Origin of the sequence: Streptomyces sp. NBC_00582 (genome assembly GCF_036345155.1) — a bacterium.
In the GTDB taxonomy this organism is placed as follows: Bacteria; Actinomycetota; Actinomycetes; order Streptomycetales; family Streptomycetaceae; genus Streptomyces.
Window position 1 is genome coordinate 6,638,821 of the sequence record NZ_CP107772.1, and the last position, 18,291, is coordinate 6,657,111.

The 18,291-nt window shown below is 71.2% G+C and carries 18 protein-coding genes, 1 tRNA gene and 1 riboswitch; of the genes, 13 read left to right on the forward strand and 6 right to left on the reverse strand.

What is annotated here, in order from left to right; all coding sequences use genetic code 11:
• The first annotated feature begins 57 nt into the window (after nucleotides 1–57).
• From rph to rdgB, 3 genes are all read left to right on the forward strand, one after another.
• Nucleotides 58–795, forward strand: coding sequence for a ribonuclease PH (rph, locus tag OG852_RS29765; RefSeq protein ID WP_133915022.1), 738 nt, complete (start codon nucleotides 58–60; stop codon nucleotides 793–795).
• Between the two features lie 112 nt (nucleotides 796–907).
• Nucleotides 908–1,321: a hypothetical protein gene (locus OG852_RS29770; protein WP_133915121.1), complete on the forward strand. Its 414-nt coding sequence runs from the start codon at nucleotides 908–910 to the stop codon at nucleotides 1,319–1,321.
• Between the two features lie 33 nt (nucleotides 1,322–1,354).
• Nucleotides 1,355–1,957, forward strand: coding sequence for an RdgB/HAM1 family non-canonical purine NTP pyrophosphatase (gene rdgB / locus OG852_RS29775; protein ID WP_133915023.1), 603 nt, complete (start codon nucleotides 1,355–1,357; stop codon nucleotides 1,955–1,957).
• 55 nt (nucleotides 1,958–2,012) lie between these two features.
• On the opposite strand, the gene OG852_RS29780 is transcribed toward rdgB, so the two are convergent.
• Nucleotides 2,013–2,087, reverse strand: a tRNA-Leu gene (locus OG852_RS29780).
• 200 nt (nucleotides 2,088–2,287) lie between these two features.
• Nucleotides 2,288–2,755 (reverse strand): thioredoxin-dependent thiol peroxidase, encoded by a 468-nt coding sequence (gene bcp / locus OG852_RS29790; protein WP_133915024.1) that lies wholly within the window; start codon nucleotides 2,753–2,755, stop codon nucleotides 2,288–2,290.
• A 108-nt stretch (nucleotides 2,756–2,863) separates the two neighbouring features.
• Here bcp and OG852_RS29795 point away from each other — a divergent pair, with 108 nt between their 5' ends.
• From OG852_RS29795 to OG852_RS29805, 3 genes are all read left to right on the forward strand, one after another.
• A complete protein-coding gene (locus tag OG852_RS29795; protein ID WP_133915025.1) occupies nucleotides 2,864–3,193 on the forward strand; it encodes a DUF3618 domain-containing protein in 330 nt (109 codons plus the stop codon).
• Between the two features lie 131 nt (nucleotides 3,194–3,324).
• Nucleotides 3,325–3,627 (forward strand): GroES family chaperonin, encoded by a 303-nt coding sequence (locus OG852_RS29800; protein ID WP_162252535.1) that lies wholly within the window; start codon nucleotides 3,325–3,327, stop codon nucleotides 3,625–3,627.
• A gap of 51 nt (nucleotides 3,628–3,678) precedes the next feature.
• Nucleotides 3,679–3,745, forward strand: a riboswitch (guanidine-III (ykkC-III) riboswitch).
• A gap of 36 nt (nucleotides 3,746–3,781) precedes the next feature.
• Entirely contained in the window at nucleotides 3,782–4,102 is a 321-nt protein-coding gene (locus OG852_RS29805) for a DMT family transporter (RefSeq protein WP_133915026.1), read from the forward strand.
• Nucleotides 4,103–4,114: 12 nt separating this feature from the next.
• On the opposite strand, the gene OG852_RS29810 is transcribed toward OG852_RS29805, so the two are convergent.
• Nucleotides 4,115–6,517 (reverse strand): transglycosylase domain-containing protein, encoded by a 2,403-nt coding sequence (locus OG852_RS29810; protein WP_133915027.1) that lies wholly within the window; start codon nucleotides 6,515–6,517, stop codon nucleotides 4,115–4,117.
• Between the two features lie 213 nt (nucleotides 6,518–6,730).
• On the opposite strand from OG852_RS29810, the gene OG852_RS29815 reads away from it, so the two are divergent.
• Genes OG852_RS29815 through OG852_RS29830 form a run of 4 tightly spaced genes read left to right on the forward strand, consistent with a single transcriptional unit; the run spans nucleotide 6,731 to nucleotide 10,087 of the window.
• Nucleotides 6,731–7,531 (forward strand): ABC transporter permease, encoded by an 801-nt coding sequence (locus OG852_RS29815; RefSeq protein ID WP_330349487.1) that lies wholly within the window; start codon nucleotides 6,731–6,733, stop codon nucleotides 7,529–7,531.
• Between the two features lie 55 nt (nucleotides 7,532–7,586).
• Nucleotides 7,587–8,363, forward strand: coding sequence for an ABC transporter permease (locus OG852_RS29820; protein WP_330351523.1), 777 nt, complete (start codon nucleotides 7,587–7,589; stop codon nucleotides 8,361–8,363).
• Nucleotides 8,360–9,379 carry an ABC transporter ATP-binding protein gene (locus OG852_RS29825; RefSeq protein ID WP_443064579.1) on the forward strand — a complete coding sequence of 340 codons (1,020 nt, stop codon included), beginning with the start codon at nucleotides 8,360–8,362 and terminating at the stop codon, nucleotides 9,377–9,379. Before OG852_RS29820 ends, OG852_RS29825 begins: the two co-directional genes overlap by 4 nt.
• 9 nt (nucleotides 9,380–9,388) lie before the next feature.
• Entirely contained in the window at nucleotides 9,389–10,087 is a 699-nt protein-coding gene (locus OG852_RS29830; protein WP_133915029.1) for a DUF1707 SHOCT-like domain-containing protein, read from the forward strand.
• Here OG852_RS29830 and OG852_RS29835 read toward each other — a convergent pair.
• Nucleotides 10,076–11,404, reverse strand: a complete 1,329-nt coding sequence (locus tag OG852_RS29835) for an SGNH/GDSL hydrolase family protein (RefSeq protein ID WP_330349489.1) — start codon at nucleotides 11,402–11,404, stop codon at nucleotides 10,076–10,078. The two genes, OG852_RS29830 and OG852_RS29835, sit on opposite strands and share 12 nt — an antisense overlap.
• 177 nt (nucleotides 11,405–11,581) lie before the next feature.
• On the opposite strand from OG852_RS29835, the gene OG852_RS29840 reads away from it, so the two are divergent.
• The gene (locus OG852_RS29840; protein ID WP_330349490.1) at nucleotides 11,582–12,892 is read left to right on the forward strand and encodes a DUF445 domain-containing protein; all 1,311 of its coding nucleotides are present in this window, start codon (nucleotides 11,582–11,584) and stop codon (nucleotides 12,890–12,892) included.
• 596 nt (nucleotides 12,893–13,488) lie between these two features.
• The gene (locus OG852_RS29845) at nucleotides 13,489–14,979 is read left to right on the forward strand and encodes an MFS transporter (protein WP_330349491.1); all 1,491 of its coding nucleotides are present in this window, start codon (nucleotides 13,489–13,491) and stop codon (nucleotides 14,977–14,979) included.
• A 60-nt stretch (nucleotides 14,980–15,039) separates the two neighbouring features.
• On the opposite strand, the gene OG852_RS29850 is transcribed toward OG852_RS29845, so the two are convergent.
• Both OG852_RS29850 and OG852_RS29855 read right to left on the reverse strand, forming a co-directional pair.
• Entirely contained in the window at nucleotides 15,040–16,476 is a 1,437-nt protein-coding gene (locus OG852_RS29850; protein ID WP_133915032.1) for an alginate lyase family protein, read from the reverse strand.
• A 122-nt stretch (nucleotides 16,477–16,598) separates the two neighbouring features.
• Nucleotides 16,599–17,048, reverse strand: a complete 450-nt coding sequence (locus OG852_RS29855) for a hypothetical protein (protein WP_133915033.1) — start codon at nucleotides 17,046–17,048, stop codon at nucleotides 16,599–16,601.
• A 229-nt stretch (nucleotides 17,049–17,277) separates the two neighbouring features.
• Here OG852_RS29855 and OG852_RS29860 point away from each other — a divergent pair, with 229 nt between their 5' ends.
• Nucleotides 17,278–18,258, forward strand: a complete 981-nt coding sequence (locus tag OG852_RS29860) for a GlxA family transcriptional regulator (RefSeq protein ID WP_133915034.1) — start codon at nucleotides 17,278–17,280, stop codon at nucleotides 18,256–18,258.
• Nucleotides 18,259–18,291 lie beyond the last annotated feature (33 nt).

Here is an 18,291-nt window from a genome sequence, read left to right on the forward strand (position 1 = left end):
GGGGCTTCTCCCACCGCGGGAGAAGCCCCTTCCCGCGCTACGACTAGGCTCGGCGCCATGTCACGCATCGACGGCCGCACCCCCGAACAGCTCCGCCCCGTCACCATCGAACGCGGCTGGAGCAAGCACGCAGAAGGCTCCGTCCTCATCTCCTTCGGCGACACCAAGGTCTTCTGCACCGCCTCCGTCACCGAAGGCGTCCCCCGCTGGCGCAAGGGCAGCGGCGAGGGCTGGGTCACCGCCGAGTACTCCATGCTCCCCCGCGCCACCAACACCCGCGGCGACCGGGAGTCCGTCCGCGGCCGGATCGGCGGCCGCACCCACGAGATCTCCCGCCTCATCGGCCGCTCCCTGCGCGCCGTCATCGACTACAAGGCACTCGGCGAGAACACCGTCGTCCTCGACTGCGACGTCCTCCAGGCCGACGGCGGCACCCGTACCGCGGCCATCACCGGCGCCTACGTCGCCCTCGCCGACGCCATCACCTGGGCCCAGGGCCGGAAGCTGATCCGGGCCGGCCGCCAGCCCCTCACCGGCACGGTCTCCGCCGTCTCCGTCGGCATCGTCGGCGGTGTCCCCCTGCTCGACCTCCGCTACGAGGAGGACGTCAAGGCCGAGACCGACATGAACGTCGTCTGCACCGGCGACGGCCGCTTCGTCGAGGTCCAGGGCACCGCCGAGGCCGAACCCTTCGCCCGCGAGGAACTCAACTCCCTGCTGGACCTCGCCGTCTCCGGCTGCAAGGAACTGACCGCCCTGCAGCGCGCGGCACTTGATACCGTCCTCGAAAAGTAAAGGGAAGTAAAGGGCGAACCAAGAGACAGGGTGCGCGGTGGCAACCCCACCGCGCGCCACGGCGTCTTGGGCAATACGCACCGCACCAACGGGGAGGAACACCGTCATGGCCATGTCCGCGAGCCGCCGACACCGGGGCCGAGCCCGCCGTACCGCCATCGCCGCGGCCACGGCGGCCGTCGCTCTCACCCTGGGCTTCACGGTGACCGGCTGCGACGCCGTCAACAAGGCCCTGGACTGCGTCCAGACCGCCGACGCCATCGCCGACAGCGTCACCGACCTCCAGCAGGCCGTGGAGAACGCCTCCAACGACCCGACGCAGCTCGACGAGTCCCTCACCTCCATCGAGAGCGACCTCGACAAGATAGGCGACAAGACGGACAACGCCGACGTCAACAAGGCGGTCGACGACCTGAGCAAGGCCGTCACCAACGTCCGTACGGCGGTGGAGAACGGCGACAACACCCCCGACCTCAGCCCGGTCACGGACGCGGCGGGCGAACTGACGAAGGTCTGCACGCCGTAACGGCCGGGTGGCGTGACTCGGGATACTGGGAGCATGACCCGCCTGATCCTCGCCACCCGCAACGCCGGAAAGATCACCGAACTGAGGTCGATCCTCGCCGACGCAGGTCTCCCGCACGACCTCGTCGGCGCGGACGCCTACCCGGAGATCCCCGACGTCAAGGAAACCGGTGTGACGTTCGCCGAGAACGCCCTCCTCAAGGCCCACGCCCTCGCCCGAGCCACCGGCCTCCCGGCCGTCGCCGACGACTCCGGCCTCTGCGTGGACGTCCTGGGCGGCGCCCCCGGCATCTTCTCGGCCCGCTGGTCCGGCACCCACGGCGACGACAAGGCCAACCTGGACCTCCTCCTCGCCCAGCTCTCCGACATCGCCGACGAACACCGCGGCGCCCACTTCGCCTGCGCCGCCGCCCTGGCCCTCCCCGACGGCACGGAACGCGTGGTCGAGGGCCGCCTGCGCGGCGTCCTCCGCCACACCCCGTCCGGCACGAACGGCTTCGGATACGACCCGATCCTCCAGCCGGACGGCGAGACCCGCACCTGCGCACAGCTGTCACCGACCGAGAAGAACGCGATCAGCCACCGGGGCAAGGCGTTCCGGGGGTTGGTGCCGGTGGTGCGGGAGCTGCTGGGCTGACTTAAGGATCAAGCCCCGCACCTTTGAATCGAAGGTGCGGGGCTCGCCTTATGCGTGGGCCCGGTGGGACTCGAACCCACGACATACCGGATCTAAACCGGCATCCTCTTGCCAGCTGGGATACGGGCCCTCAGCGTTGCCCACTCTACTGGTCGCTGCGGGCGCTTCGCTGTCGGCTGCCTCCTCCGCACCAGGGGTTGGTGACCGCGTGGCAGTCAGGGCACAACAACCGCAGGTCCTCCCGCCGGTCGTCACTCCAGTCCCCGAACGTGAAGCGGCCCGCGTCGGGGTTCTCCGACGCGGGCCGCCAGGCAGCGGGAACGGGAAGCCTCAGATCCCCAGGTCCTTGATGATCTTGGCCACGTGGCCCGTCGCACGGACGTTGTAGAAGGCGTGCTCGACCTTGCCCTGCTCGTCGACCACGATCGTGGAGCGGATGACGCCCAGGTAGGTCTTGCCGTAGTTCTTCTTCTCCCCGAAGGCGCCGTACGCGTCGAGGGCGGTCTTCTCGGGGTCGGCCAGGAGGGTGACCTTGAGGGACTCCTTGTCGCGGAACCTGCCCAGCTTCTCGGGGCTGTCCGGGGAGATCCCGATGACGTCGTAGCCGGCGCCGGCCAGGAGGTCGAGGTTGTCGGTGAAGTCGCAGGCCTGCTTGGTGCAACCGGGGGTCAGGGCCGCCGGGTAGAAGTACACGATGACCTTGCGGCCCTGGTGGTCCGACAGGGACACCTCGTTGCCGTCGGCGTCGGGGAGGGTGAAGGCGGGGGCCACGTCCCCGGGCTGGAGTCGCTCGCTCATCGGACCAGCGTAACCGGGGGTCCACACAGTGCGGCGACGGGCAGAGCTGACAGACTGTCCAGAACAGGTATCGGCAACAACGTATCGGCTGACTTCGGAGGCCCTACCGTGGCGGACACGTCGGACACCAGAACCCCGGCGCAGATCGAGGCGGACATCAAGGCCCGCCGTGCGAAGCTGGCCGAGACGCTGGACGAGATCGGGGTGCGGGTGCACCCGAAGACCATCGTCGGAGACGCCAAGGCGAAGGTCGTCGCCAACGTCGACCACACCCTCGGCAAGGCATACGTCCAGGTCAACCGGGTCGTGACGGACGTCAGGGCGCAATTCGTGGACGAGGACGGCGCGCCTCGGCTGGAGCGGGTCGTGCCGGTCGCGCTGGTCGTGGTCGGTCTGGTCGGGCTGCTGGCCCTGAGCGGTCGGCGCCGGAAGTCGTGACGTCCACCCGGCGGCGCGCCCCCGCGGAGCACCCTGCGGCCCTCCCGTACGGCGAAGGCAGGTAGGTTCGAGTCGTGAGCGGTAACAGAAGCGACCACAGCGGTCCCCAGCACGACAAGCTTCCCATCCGGATGCTCCACGACCGTGTCCTCGTACGGCAGGACACGAGCGAGGGCGAGCGGCGTTCCGGCGGCGGCATCCTGATCCCCGCGACGGCGGCGGTGGGCCGGCGTCTGGCGTGGGCGGAGGTGGTCGCCGTGGGGCAGAACGTACGGACCGTGGAGCCGGGCGACCGGGTCCTGTACGACCCGGAGGACCGGGCCGAGGTGGAGGTGCGGGGCGTGGCCTATGTGCTGATGCGCGAGCGCGACCTGCACGCCGTGGCCGCGGACCGGTTCGAGGGCTCGGAGGACACGACGGGCCTGTACCTCTGATCAGCGGCTGAAAGGGGCTGGTGACCCTCGTCACCAGCCCCTTTTGCCGTTCCTTTGCTAGCGTGGAGAGCGCCCGACGAGACGCGCCGTACCGGGATGGACGACAAGACGACGCACCCGTGAAGACAGAACGCTCGCGTCTCGGAGGTGCCCCATGGCCTGGGTCCTGCTCGTCCTCGCCGGTCTGCTCGAGGTCGGCTGGTCGATCGGTATGAAGTACACCGACGGTTTCACCCGGCTCGTGCCCAGTGTGCTCACCGGCGCCGGGATCGCCGCCAGCATGCTGCTGCTGTCGTACGCCGCCCGTTCCCTGCCCATCGGTACCGCCTACGGCGTCTGGGTGGGCATCGGCGCGGCCGGTGCGGCGGTGCTCGGGATGGCGGTGCTGGGGGAGCCCGTCACCGCCGCCCGGATCTTCTTCGTCGCCCTGCTGCTGGTCGCCGTGATCGGACTCAAGGCGACCGGCGGCCACTGATACGGCTCCCCGCTAGCCGATCTCTCTGCGGGTCGTGAGCTGCGTCCCCGTCCCCGTCGTCGTACCCTGTGAGCCGCCCGGGGTGCCGGTGTCACCGGTGCCGGTGGTGGTGCCCGCGTCACCGGTGCCGGTGGTGGTGCCCGCGTCGCCCGTGCCGGTCGTGGTGCCGGCGTCGCCCGTGCCGCCGTCGGCGGTGCCCGTGGTGGTGCCGGCGTCGGTGGTGCCGCCGGAGTCCGTGCCCGAGGTGGCGGAGCCGCCGTCCGTCGAGCCGCCGCCGGTCTGCCCCTGGGTCTGGCCCTGTGTCTGGCCCTGGTCGTCCTGGCCGCCGGTGGCGGTCTCGTCGCCGCCCGGGGTGGCGGCCGGGGAGGACGGGGTGACGGGGAGACCGGTGTCGGCGGAGCCGGCCTGGACGTCGAGGTCGAAGTCGTGGGCCGCGGTGCCCTTCAGGGCCTCCTTGGTGAACTGCGCCCAGATCTCGGTGGGCGCGCCGCCGCCGTTGATACGGGCGAGGCCCATCGCGCCCTTGAGGGACTTGTGGGCGGCGGTCTCCGGGTCCTGGCCCATGACGGCGACGACGGTGGCGAGGTCGGGGGTGTAGCCGGCGAACCAGGCGGCCTGGTCCTCCTCCGCGGTGCCGGTCTTGCCGGCGGCGGGGCGGCCGGCGGCGAGGGCGGCGGTGGCGGTGCCGTTGTTGACGACGCTCCGCAGCACGGAGGTCGTGGTGTCGGCGGCCTCGCGGCTGACGGCCTGGGCGGTCTTGCGCTGGGGCAGCTGGACCGTCTTGCCGTCCTTGGTGACCTTCTCGATGATCGTGTACGTGCCGTGCTTGCCGTGGTTGGCGAGCGTGGCGTACGCCTCGGCCATGTCGAGGACGCTGGCGGTGGCGGTGCCGAGCGCGATGGACGGGTACGGCTGGAGGTCGGGGGTGTCGGTGGGCAGGCCCAGGGCGATCGCGGTCCGCTTGACCTTGGCGGGGCCGACGTCGACGGCCATCTGCGCGTACACGGAGTTCACCGACTTGTCGGTGGCCTGGCGCACGGTGATGTTGCCGTAGTTGACGTAGTCCTCGTTCTCGGGGGCGTAGGTGCCGCCGCTCCAGCCCTGGACGGGGCGCCTGTTGGTGCCGTCGTAGACCGTGTTCGGGGTGATGGTGCGGCCGTCCTGGGTGGTGGAGTCGTTCTGGACGGCCGAGGTGAGGACGAACGGCTTGAAGGTGGAGCCGACCTGGAAGTCCTGGCGGGTGGCGTTGTTGGTGTACTGCTTGATGTAGTCGATGCCGCCGTACATCGCGAGGATCTTGCCGGTCTTGGGGTCGACGGCGGCGCCGCCCGCGCGGACGTAGGTGTCGACCTTGCGGTTCTTCTTGTCGAGCTTGTCCATCAACTGGTCGTTGACGGCGTCGACGAAGGCGTTCTGCTTCTTCTTCTGGATGGTGGTCGTGATCTGGTAGCCGCCGGCGTCGAGCTGGTCCGAGGTGACGATCTTGTTGTCGAGGAGGTAGTCCTTGATGGCGTTGACGAGGTAGCCGCGCTGCCCGGACATGCCGGTGGCGGCGCCCGAGGTCTCCTTCGGCGTGGGGAACTTCATGCCCTCGCGCTTGGACTCGGTGAGCCAGCCCTTGGTGACCATGCCGTCGAGGACGTAGTTCCAGCGGGCCTCGGCGGCCTTCTTGTTCTCGGGGTGGGCGATCACGTCGTACTCGCTGGGCGCGTTGACGAGCGCGGCGAGGTACGCGCCCTGTTCGGCGGTCAGTTCGACGGCGTCGATGCCGTAGTAGGCCTTGGCGGCGGCCTCGATGCCGTACGCGTTGCGGCCGAAGTAGCTGGTGTTGAGGTAGCCCTCGAGGATCTCGTCCTTGGACTTCTCGCGGTCCAGCTTGATCGCGATGAAGAACTCCTTCACCTTGCGGGTGACGGTCTGTTCCTGCGCGAGGTAGTAGTTCTTGACGTACTGCTGGGTGATGGTGGAGCCGGACTGCTTGCCCTTGCCGGTGGCGGTGTTCCAGCCGGCCCGCAGCATGGCCTTGGGGTCGACGGCGGACTCGGTGTAGAAGTCGCGGTCCTCGGCGGCGAGGATGGCGTGCTGGGCGTCCTTGGAGATCTGGGAGAGGTCGACGTTCTCCCGGTTGATCTCGCCGTCGCGGGCGATCTCGGTGCCGTCGGCGTAGAGGTAGACGTTGGACTGCTTGGTGGCGAGCGCGTTGGCCGGGGGGATCTTGACCGTGGAGTAGCCCAGGTAGAACAGGCCGACGAGGAGGAGCACGCCGAGGACGAAGGTGGCGAGCACCGTCCGCCAGGTGGGGATCAGGCGCCGCCAGCCCGTGCGCTTGGGCCGCTTGGGCATCGTGGCCTCCCCCGGTGGTTCACTCGGTGCCCAGCCCTCGGTCGGCTGCTGCGGCTGCGGCTCGTCGCTCATGTGCTGCTCGGACTCCTGTTTCGCGTCGTACGTTCCCGTACGCCTCATACGCCATTTGCGCCCCCTGTTAGAGACTCTCGCACCAAGCGTTCCGTTCCCGGCAATCGGCGCGCGTTGTGCCGGAAAACGCGTGGCACGTCACTGTGCCCGCGGACTAGGCTCCTGCGCTTCGGTGTCGTAGAGGTGGACGAGCGGGCGAGGAGGAAGGTTGCCGTGGGTTCGGCGCGGTTGTACGCGGCCGTCGCAGCGGGGGGTTTCAGAAGGTACGCGACCTATCGGGTGGCCACTGCCGCAGGGGTGTTCACCAACACGGTTTTCGGCCTGATCCTCGTCTACACATACCTGGCGTTGTGGGACGAGCGGCCGCACCTCGGGGGCTACGACCAGGCGCAGGCGGTGACGTTCGTATGGCTGGGGCAGGCGCTGTACGCGACGCTGGCGATCCAGGGCGGCGGCTTCGAGACCGATCTCATGGAGCGCATCCGCTCGGGCGAGATCGCGGTCGACCTCTACCGGCCGGCCGATCTTCAGGGGTGGTGGCTGGCGAACGACCTGGGGCGGGCGCTGTTCCAGTTGCTGGGCCGCGGGGTGATCCCTTTCGTGTTCGGGGTGTTGTTCTTCCCCACCGCTCTCCCGGGTGACGTGGGCACCTGGCTGGCGTTCCTGGTCACGCTGGTGCTCGCGATGGTGGTCAGTTTCGGGATCCGGTACCTGGTGGCGCTGAGCGGTTTCTGGCTGATGGACGGCACGGGCGCGCTGCAGGTGCTGATGGTCACGGGGATCTTCTGCTCGGGGATGACGCTGCCTCTGAACGCGTTCCCGGGGGTGCTCGGCGAGGCCGTACGGCTGCTGCCGTGGGCGGCGCAGCTGCAGGTGCCGGCCGATGTGCTGCTGGGGGAGGCGGATCCGCTGCCGGGGCTGGCGTTCCAGGCGGTGTGGGCGGTGGTGCTGCTGGGGGCGGGGCGGCTGGTGCAGTCGGCGGCGACGCGGCGGGTGGTGGTGCAGGGTGGCTGAGGATCTTCGGCCGGTGGAGCGCGGCCCGGTCCTGGAGGGGCTGCGGGCGTACCGGATGATCGCCGGGATGTGGATCCGTTCCACGATGGCCTACCGGGTGTCGTTCGTGATGACGGCGCTCGGCGGGGCGGTGGTGACCGGGCTGGACTTTGTCGCGATCTTGCTGATGTTCTCCCGGGTGGACAGCCTCGGCGGCTACGCGCTGCCCGAGGTCGCCCTGTTGTACGGGCTGTCGGCGACGTCGTTCGGGATCGCGGACCTGGCGATGGGGTCGGCGGGCCGGCTCGGCAGCCGGGTGCGGGACGGCACGCTCGACACGCTGCTGGTGCGGCCGGCGCCGGTGCTGGCGCAGGTCGCCGCGGACCGGTTCGCGCTGCGCCGGCTGGGCCGGATCACGCAGGGGCTGGTCGTGCTGGGGTACGCCCTGGTCGCGGTGGACGTCCACTGGACGCCGGCGAAGGTGCTGCTGCTGCCGGTGATGGTGGTGTGCGGCGGGGTGATCTTCTCGGCGGTGTTCGTGGCGGGCGCGTCCTTCCAGTTCGTCGCGCAGGACGCCTCCGAGGTGCAGGCCGCGTTCACGTACGGCGGTCAGACGCTGTTGCAGTACCCGCCGACCGTGTTCGGCAGGGAGCTGGTGCGCGGGGTGACGTTCATGTTCCCGCTGGCCTTCGTCAACTGGGTGCCGGCCGCCCATGTGCTGGACCGGCCGTATCCGCTGGGGCTGCCGGGGTGGGCGGCGTTCACCCCGCCGCTGGTGGCGGTGGCGTGTTGGGTCCTGGCCGGGCTGGCGTGGCGGGCGGGGCTCAGGTCGTATCGGAGTACGGGGAGTTGATCCGGAAGGTGACGGTGGGAAGAGAGCCGACGGTGGACGCTTTCATCGAACTGGACCGCGTCGAGAAGGTCTTCGACGTGCGGAAGAGGACCGGCTTCCTGAAGCGGGAGGTGCGGCGGGTGCGGGCGGTCGACGCGATCTCCTTCACCGTGGCGCGCGGGGAGATGGTCGGCTACATCGGGCCGAACGGCGCCGGGAAGTCGACGACCATCAAGATGCTGACCGGCATCCTGGTGCCGAGCGGCGGCCGGCTGCGGGTGGCGGGCATCGATCCGTCGCGGGAGCGGACCCGGCTCGCGCACCGCATCGGGGTGGTGTTCGGCCAGCGCACCACCCTGTGGTGGGACCTCCCCCTGATCGACTCCTACCGGCTGATGCACCGCATGTACCGCATCCCGGACACCCGTTACCGGGAGAACCTCGACCGTCTCGTCGAACTCCTCGACCTGGAAGCCCTGCTGGACGTCCCCGTACGGCAGCTCTCGCTCGGTCAGCGGATGCGCGGCGACATCGCGGCGGCCCTGCTGCACGACCCCGACGTGCTCTACCTGGACGAGCCGACGATCGGCCTCGACGTCGTCTCCAAGGCGCGGGTGCGGGAGTTCCTGCGCGAGCTGAACACCGAGCGCGGCACGACGGTCCTGCTCACCACCCACGACCTCCAGGACATCGAGCAGCTCTGCTCCCGGGTCATGGTCATCGACCACGGACATCTGGTCTACGACGGTCCGCTCGCCGGGCTGCACGAGGCGGGGGAGAGCGAGCGGACCCTGGTGGTGGACCTGGAGCGGGAGCTCCCGCCGATCGAGGTGGCCGGTGCGCGGGTGGTGAGGGTGGAGGGGCCGCGGCAGTGGCTGGCGTTCCCGGCGTCGGCGTCGGCGGCCCCGCTGGTGGCGCGGATCGCGGCGGAGTGTCCACTGGTGGATCTGTCGGTGCGGGAGCCCGACATCGAGGCGGTGATCGCGAAGATGTACGTCGAACGTGATGCCGTGGTGCCGGGCGCCCGGAGCTCGTAGGCTGCCCGCATGACCGACGACGCCGCAGTCCCGGACCTCAGAGCATCCGACGCCGACCGTGAACGGGTCGCCGAGGTCCTGCGGGACGCCCTCGCCGAGGGACGCCTGGACATGGCGGAGTTCGAGGAGCGGCTGGAGCACACGTATCGGGCGCGGACGTACGGCGAGTTGGCGCCGATCACCCGTGATCTGCCCGCCCACGGGGTCACGCCCGCCGTCTCCCTGCGCAAGGACCCGGTGCCGGAGGGGAGTTGGGCCGGGCGGATCGTGGGCGCCGAGGAGTCGACGGGCCGGGCGATCGCGGTGATGTCCGGCTTCCAGCGCAAGGGGCGCTGGATCGTGCCCCGGCGGTTCACCGCCGTCGCCTTCTGGGGCGGTGGGGAGCTCGATCTGCGGGAGGCGGACTTCGCGGCCGGCGAGGTCGAGATCAGCTGTGTGGCGATCATGGGCGGGGTGCAGATCGTGGTGCCGCCGGGGGTGGAGGTGGTGGTCCGCGGGATCGGGATCATGGGGGGATTCGATCAGCGGGAGACGGGCGTGGCGGGGGAGCCGGGGGCACCCCGGGTGATCGTGAGCGGCTTCGCGTTCTGGGGCGGCGTCGGCGTGGAACGCAAGCTGAGCCGCGCGGCCCGCCGCCAGGCGAAACTGGAGCGACGGGCCGCCCGCAAAGAGGTGGGGGAGGGCGGTGAGCGGGAGCTAGGCGCGTAGCGCCGAGTCCCTCAGATCGGCCAGGTCGAGCGTCTCCGCCATCCTGCGGTAGCCCAGGTCACTGGGGTGCAGGTGGTCGCCGGAGTCGTACTCCGGGCCGAGGCTGCGGGGGTCGTACGGGTCCCGTAGGGCCTGGTCGAAGTCGACGACCGTGTCGTACACCCCGCCCGCGCGGATCGCCTCGTTGATCCGCCGGCGCACGTCCTCGCGGTCCGCGCCGTACCCGCGGTGGCCGCGGAACGGGGTGAGGGTGCTGCCGATTACCTTGATGCCGTGGGCGTGGGCGCGGGCGACGAGGGTGCGCAGGCCTGCCACGACCGCGTCGGGGTCGGCGAGCCGCGGGTTGCGGAGGATGTCGTTGATGCCGAGGTCGATGACGACGGCCTTGACGCCGGGGCGGGCGAGGACGTCCCGGTCGAAGCGGTGGACGCCGGCGGCGCCGCGGCGGGGGTCGTCGGCGAGGACCTGGTTGCCGCTGATCCCCGCGTTGACGACCCCGTAGCGGGGGGTGTCCGCGCCGGAGCGGGCGGCGGCGCGCAGCCGGTCGGCGAGGACGTCCGGCCAGCGGCGGTCGGCGTCGGCGGTGGAGGTGATCCCGTCGGTGATGGAGTCACCGAGGGCGACGAGCGTGCCCTCGGCCTCGGTGCTGAGGACGTCGAGCGCGGTGAGGTAGCGCCAGTACGCGCTGGTGCCGGTGTACGCGGTGCCGGTCTCGTCCTCGGTGTGCTCGCCGTCGGCGACATAGCTGGTCTGCCGGGCGTGCGGGTGGTAGGTGACCGGTCCGGAGGAGGTGGGGGAGTAGGTGCTGACGAGGACGTCGGAGTCGTGCGGGACGGCGACGGGGACCGCGTCGCTGACGGTCTGCCCGCCGGGCGGGACGGTGACGGTGGCGGCGCCGCCGAAGGTGAGCCGGCGCAGGGTGCCGGGGGTTGCCGCCGCGCCGTGCTCGTCGGCGGCGACGGCGAGGGTGGCGTGGGTGACGGTCAGCGGGCGGGTGCCGTAGAGGTTGGACAGGGTGACGCGGGCGCGCGTACCGCCGACGCTGGTGTGCACGACGTTGCGGACCGTGCGGCCCGCCATGCCGGTGGCCGCGGTGCCCGGCTCACCGCCGGCGGGGGAGGTGCCCCAGGTGCCGACCCAGACACCGGTGGAGGCGGGGACGGCGGACCCCGCCGGGTCCTGCGGCAGGGCGAGGGCGTTCTCCTCGCGGTGCCCGGGACCGTGATCGGCCGCGACCCCGGCGTAGAGGGCTCCGGACAGGGCCACGACAAGCGCGACCATCGCGCAGAGCAGGGCATAACCGTGGTGCTTGGTCATGCGGGTGCGGTTCTCCTCGGCGAAGGGAGCGGCGTTGCTCCGGACTGCGTTCAGGAGTTCACCGTTGAGCTCCCCCGTATGAGTGACGTCGGGAACTCTTGTTCCGTTCCAGGAGTCGGTCAAGCAGGGACAATATTTGCGTGCGGGACACGGGGGACCGGGGAACGGGTGGAGTTGATGGAGCGTACGAATTCGGTACCGACCGGTAAGAACCCGGCGCGCGCGATGACCGTCTTCAGCGCCGCCGACGAGGAGAAACAGCGCGGCGTACGGCGTATGAAGCTCACCGCGGCCGGGCTGCTGCTGTTCGTCGCCGTGGTCTACGGCCTCGCCGAGTGGGCGTCCCACGCGGGCGCCGGTGCCTGGGCGGGCTATGTGGCGGCGGCGGCCGAGGCCGGCATGGTGGGCGCGCTGGCCGACTGGTTCGCGGTCACGGCCCTCTTCCGCCATCCGCTGGGCCTGCCCATCCCGCACACGGCGATCATCCCGAACAAGAAGGACCAGCTCGGCGTCTCGCTGGGTGAGTTCGTCGGCGAGAACTTCCTCTCCGAGGACGTCGTACGGCAGCGGCTGCGCGCCGTGGGCATCGGCACCCGCCTCGGGTCCTGGCTGGCCGACCCCGAGCACGCGGACCGGGTGACCGCCGAGCTGGCCACGGCCCTGCGGGGCGCTCTGACCGTGCTGCGCGACACGGACGTCCAGGCGGTGGTGAGCGAGGCGATCACCCGGCGCGCCGACGCCCAGGAGATTGCGCCCGGCATGGGCAAGATGCTGGAGCGGATCGTCGCGGACGGCGGGCACCGGCGGGCGGTGGACCTGGTGGTGGCGAAGGCGTACGACTGGCTGATGCTGCACGGCGACTCGGTGATCGACGCGGTGGAGGGCGGCGCCCCCGGCTGGACGCCCCGCTTCGTCGACAAGCGGATCGGCGAGCGCGTCTACCGGGAGCTGCTGCGCTTCTGCGCGGAGATCCGTGACATGCCCTCCCACCCGGCCCGCGGCGCCCTGGACCGCTTCCTCACCGACTTCGCCTCCGACCTGCAGTCCGACACGGAGACCCGGGCGCGGGTGGAGCGGCTCAAGGGCGAGGCGCTGGGCCGGGGCGAGGTCCAGGACCTCATCGCGTCCGCCTGGGCCGCCGTACGATCCATGATCGTCGCGGCCGCGGAGGACGAGCGCAGCGAGCTGCGGCTCAGGGTGCGGGCCTCGCTGCTGACGCTGGGCGCGCGGATGGCGACCGAGCCGAAGGTGCAGGCGAAGGTCGACGGCTGGGTCGAGGGTGTGGCGGTGCACGTCGTGACGACGTACCGCAAGGAGATCACCTCCCTGATCACCGACACGGTCGCGAGCTGGGACCCGGACCACACGACCCGCAAGATCGAGGCCAACATCGGCCGCGACCTGCAGTTCATCCGCATCAACGGCACGGTGGTCGGCTCACTGGCGGGCCTGCTGATCTACACGGTGGCGCGAGCACTCGGCGCGTAGGCCTCCGGCCGGGGGCGGGACGGGGGGTTTGGGCGAGGGGGGTGAGTTGTGGGGTCGGGGGTGTACGGGGGCGTGGACGGGGGGCGTGGGTCGTTTCGGCGGGGCCGGGCGGGAAGGGGTGGGCCGGTCGGCGCCGACGCGCACGCGCGTGTGCGGTTGGGCTGTGGTTTGGTGACAGGGGCCGTGGGCCGTTCGGCTGGGGTGTGGGTGAAGGCGTGTGGGCTGGTCGGCCGGGGTGTGGGTGAAGGCGCGTGGGCCGTTCGGCCGGGGTGTGGGTGAAGGCGCGTGGGCTGGTCGGCTGGGGTGTGGGTGAAGGCGCGTGGGCTGGTCGGCTGGGGTGTGGGTGAAGGCGTGGGGGCTGGTCGGCTGGGGTGTGGGTGAAGGCGCGTGGGCTGGTCGGCTGGGGTGTGGGTGAAAGCGTGGGGGCCGTTCGGCCGGGGCGTGCGCGAAGGCGCGGGGGCCGTTCGGTCGGGGTTTGTGTGAAGGACATGGGCTGACCGGTCGGGGGAATTCCGGCGGGGGCGGGGCCGTCGGGGCGGGGCTCGGGTGATCGCGGCCGGGGCGTAGGCCGTTCGGCGCGGGGCACCCGGGAGGGCATGGCGACCACCGATCAGGCCGCGACCGGCCGCACCCTCACCACCGACATCCCGGCACGCCTCGACCGGCTGCCCTGGTCCCGCTGGCACTGGACGATCGTCATCGGCCTGGGCACGGTCTGGATCCTGGACGGCCTGGAGGTCACCGTCGTCGGCAACATCGCAGGCCGTCTCTCCGAGCCCGGCAGCGGGCTGCCGATCACCTCCGGCGAGGTCACCGGCATCGCCGCCGCCCTGTATGTCGCGGGCGCCTGCATCGGAGCCCTCTTCTGGGGCCGTCTCACCGACCGCTGGGGCCGCAAAAGGCTCTTCATGATCACCCTGGCGGTCTATCTGGCCGCCACCGCCCTGACCGCAGTGTCCTTCGACACCTGGTGGTTCCTGCTGTTCCGCTTCCTCACCGGCTTCGGCATCGGCGGCGAGTACGCGGCGATCAACTCCGCGATCGACGAACTGATCCCCGCCGAGTACCGGGGCCGGGTCGACCTGATCATCAACGGCAGTTTCTGGGTGGGCGCGGTCGCCGGTTCGCTGCTGTCGATCGTCGCCCTGAACACCTCGATCTTCGCGGCGGACGTCGGCTGGCGGCTGACCTTCGCCCTCGGCGCCGTCCTCGCCCTGGCGATCCTCCTCGTACGCCGTCATGTCCCGGAGAGCCCGCGCTGGCTGCTGATCCACGGCCGGGACCGGGAGGCCGAGGAGATCGTGACGTCGATCGAACGACGCGTGGAGGCGGAGCGGGGCGAGCCGCTCGCCCGTCCCGAGGGCGAGCTCACCATCCACCAGCGCCGCAGCGTGACCTTCCTGGAGATCGGCCGCACGGTGTTCTCCCGCTACCGCCGCCGGGCCGTCCTCGGCTTCTCCCTCTTCATCGGCCAGGCGTTCCTCTACAACGCGATCACCTTCGGCTTCGGCGCCATCCTCACCACGTTCTTCGACGTACCGAGCGGCAACACCGGCTACTACTTCGCCGTCATCGCGATCGGCAACTTCTGCGGCCCGCTGCTGCTGGGCAAGCTTTTCGACACGGTCGGCCGCAGGGCGATGATCTCCTCGACGTACGTCCTGTCCGGCCTGCTGCTCTTCGGCACGGCCTGGCTGTTCGACCGGGGCGCGCTGAACGCGACCACCATGACGGCCTGCTGGTGCGCGGTCCTCTTCTTCGCCTCCGCCGGTGCCTCCAGCGCCTACCTCACGGTCTCCGAGATCTTCCCGATGGAGACCCGCGCCATGTCCATCGCCTTCTTCTACGCCCTCGGCACCGCCGCCGGCGGCATCAGCGGCCCCCTCCTCTTCGCCGATCTCACCGAAACGGGCAAGGTCGCCGACACGGTCCTCGCCTTCTCCATCGGCGCGACCCTGATGTGCGCGGCGGGCCTGGTGGCCGCGTTCCTGGCGGTGAAGGCGGAACGCCGCTCCCTGGAGGACATCGCCCGCCCGCTGACGGCGGCGGCGGTGGCGAAGCCGAAGGGAGCGACGAGCACGGCGTAGCCTGCGGGTCCGTCGTGGTGGATCGCGCGGTTCCCCGCGCCCCTGAGGGGCTGTCGTCGTCTACTCGGCTTCGCGCCGAGCCCGGTCGCGGCGGCGCAGCAGGAGCAGACCCCCGGCGAGGGCCGTGAGACCCGTGGCCGCGGTCCAGGCGACGGCGTCGCCGGACCCGGTGGCGGCGAGGTCACCGCTCTCGGCCTGCGTCCTCTTCCCACCGGAGGCAGAGGCTGAGGCAGAGGCGGAGGCGGAGGCAGAGGGGGAGGGGGAGGGGCTGCTCGAAGCCCCGCCGGTTGCGTCGCCGGAAGTGCCGCTCACCCTGTCCCGGGTGAACGTTAGCGTCCCGAACCCCAACTGGTCGTACCCCCCGCTGGCGTCCCCGTAGTCCCCGCCCCCGCCCTCCGGCGCCGCCTTCGCCGCGATCCGCGTCAGATACGGCGCGGACAGCCCCCGCCGCTTGGTGTAGTGGTTGGAGATCATCGCCCAGACGGGACGCATCATCGCCGGATTCACCCCGGCCGCGGCGGAAGCGGTCTCACTCCCCGACCACCCGTGCACCGCCCCCTTCCGCCGCGTGTTGGCGGTGTACGCGACCTCCCCGCCCAGGCACCACTTGGCCACGTACTGGGCGCCCTTGAGGAAGCGGTTGTCGTCGTACCCGTACAGATCGATGCCCTGGTTCCACGCCATCTCGCACACGGTCCCCATCAGCCCCACCCCGAGCAGCGAGTGCCCCTGGTCGCGGCCGGCCTCCAGCCACTCGGCGAGGCCGTCCTCGTGGACGACGGGGATGGCCTTCCGCACGGAGCCCAGCCCGGCCCCGTTCTTGAAGTACTCCACGGCCTGCTCGACCTTGGCGCCGTCGTCGCAGAAGATCCCCGTCGCGAGGACGCAGGCCATGGCGGTGAGGTCCCAGTTGGGCCAGTAGTTGGTGAGGACCGCGCCGTTGTGCTGGACCAGGAAGCTCTCGCTGAGCGGCGAGAACACGGTCGTCAGCATCTTCTGGAAGCGTTCGAGCTCGAAGTCCGGCCGGTCCCGGACGAGCTCGGCGGCGTTGGCGGCCTGGTAGCCGTACAGCCCGGCGGCCAGGAACCGGTCGGCGGAGCCCGCGAGCGAGGTGAGCGTCCCGGACCAGGCGTTGAGGATGGCGACGGCGGTGTCGGCGTGCGCGCTGTCGCCGCCGACGTGGTAGCGCAGCGCGTTCTGGTAGGCGGCGGCCAGGTCCTTGTAGAGGAGCGCGTAGTTCTCGGGCGAGCCCGCGCCCCGGTACACCGTCGCCTGCGGCCGGGGCGTCCAGCCGCTCTGCGCGCGCCCGTTGGCGGTCAGCCTGGCGTACCCGGCGGTGTAGGGCGCTGCGCCGGCCTTCACCTTGGCGGCCATCCGGTCCAGGTCGGCGCGGGTGTGCAGCAGTCCGGGGTGGGCGTAGCCCGCGGCGCTCGCCGTGGGGGCGGCGGTGACACCGAGGGCGCCGGCCCCGGCCGCCACCCCGGCGGCCTTCAGCATGCTGCGGCGGCTGATTCGCAGAGGTCGAGTCAGGTGCATGCCCGAGGAGACGGCCGGTGCCCCGGGGGATAACGAAAAGTGGTGCCAGGGGCGGTCGTTGACGTCGTGGACGTCTTCGACGGCTACGCCCCGGTGGTCGACCCGGGCCGTACGATCATCAGGATCGTCACCGTCGCCCACAGCAGGTTGAAGATCCCGGTGAACATGGCGAGCCGGACGGTGGTCTCCCGGCTGCCCTCACCCTCGACGAGCACCTCCTGCCGGGGCAGGACGAGCACGAGCAGCACCCCGGCCGCCAGCACGGTCAGCACGGTCGACGCGATCAGCCAGGCGCTGCCCATGACCCCCATGGCGCTCGCGGTGGCGAACCCGAACACGGGAACGGCGATGCCGACGGCGGCGTACACCTGGCAGACGCGATGCAGCACCCGTACGGTCGCGCCCGCGCGGGCGTCGTCGGGTGCCGCGAGGAAGCGGCGGGCGGCGGGCGGGAACATGCTGGCGGCGACGCTGACGGGACCGATGGCGACGATCGCGACGAGGACGTGGACGGCGAGGAGGAACTTGGTCACGGCCCGACGCTAGGCGGCGCCGTGACCTCGGAGAAGTGGCGCGAGTGCCAGGGATCGACGGATTCTCGCCATCACGATGACGCAGGTCACCGGGGCCACGACACACCCCGCAGCACCCCGCAGCACCCTGAGCACCCCGCAGAACTCCGCAGCCCCCCAGGACCGGGCCGGGCCATGCCGGCTCCCCTCCCGCCTTGGCGGGAAGCCGTCGTATGCCTACGCTCCCGCCATGCACACCGTGGCCGTACTGGCGCTGGACGGCGTCGTCCCCTTCGATCTGTCCGCCCCGATCGACACCTTCGGCTGGGCCCGGCTGCCCGACGGCCGTGAGGCCTACCGGGTGCGGGTCTGTTCGCCCGAGCCGGACGGTGAGGTACGGACGGGGGCGTTCACCCTGCGCGCGCCGTACGGTCTGGAGGCGCTGGCGGAGGCGGACACGATCGTGCTGCCGGGGGTCGCGGACCCGCCGCGGGTACTCCCGCCGGGCGTCTGCGAGGCCCTGCGCGAGGCGGCGGCGCACGGCATCCGCATCGCCTCGATCTGCTCCGGCGCGTTCCTGCTCGCCGCGACCGGCCTGCTGGACGGTCTGCGCGCGACGACCCACTGGATCGCCGCACCGGACCTGGCGGCCCGCTACCCCGCGATCACGGTCGACCCGAACGTCCTCTACGTCGACAACGGCCGGTTCCTCACCTCGGCGGGCGCGGCCGCCGCCCTGGACATGTGTCTGCACATGATCCGCAAGGACTACGGCTCGGCCGTCGCCGCCCACGCGGCCCGGATGTCCGTCATGCCGCTCGAACGGGAGGGCGGCCAGGCGCAGTTCATCGTCCATGATCTGCCGCCGGCGCCGGCCGGGGCGACCCTGGAGCCGCTGCTGTCCTGGCTTCAGGAGCACTGCGCGCGGGACCTGACGCTGGAGCAGATCGCGGAGCGTGCCGGCATGAGCAGCCGTACCCTCAACCGCCGCTTCCGCGAGCAGACCGGGACGACCCCGCTGCAATGGCTGCACCGGGCGCGGGTGCGGCGCGCGCAGCACCTGCTGGAGACGACGGCCCACCCGGTCGAACGGATCGCCGCCCAGTCGGGCTTCGGCTCCCCGACGGCGTTCCGGGAGCGCTTCCGCCGGGTGGTGGGGACCAGCCCGCAGGGGTACCGAAGGTCGTTCCGATCGGGGCTGGACGGGGCGGACGCACGTTCGACCTATTGAGTTCCGATAGAAAGCTATTGATTTTCGATAGGT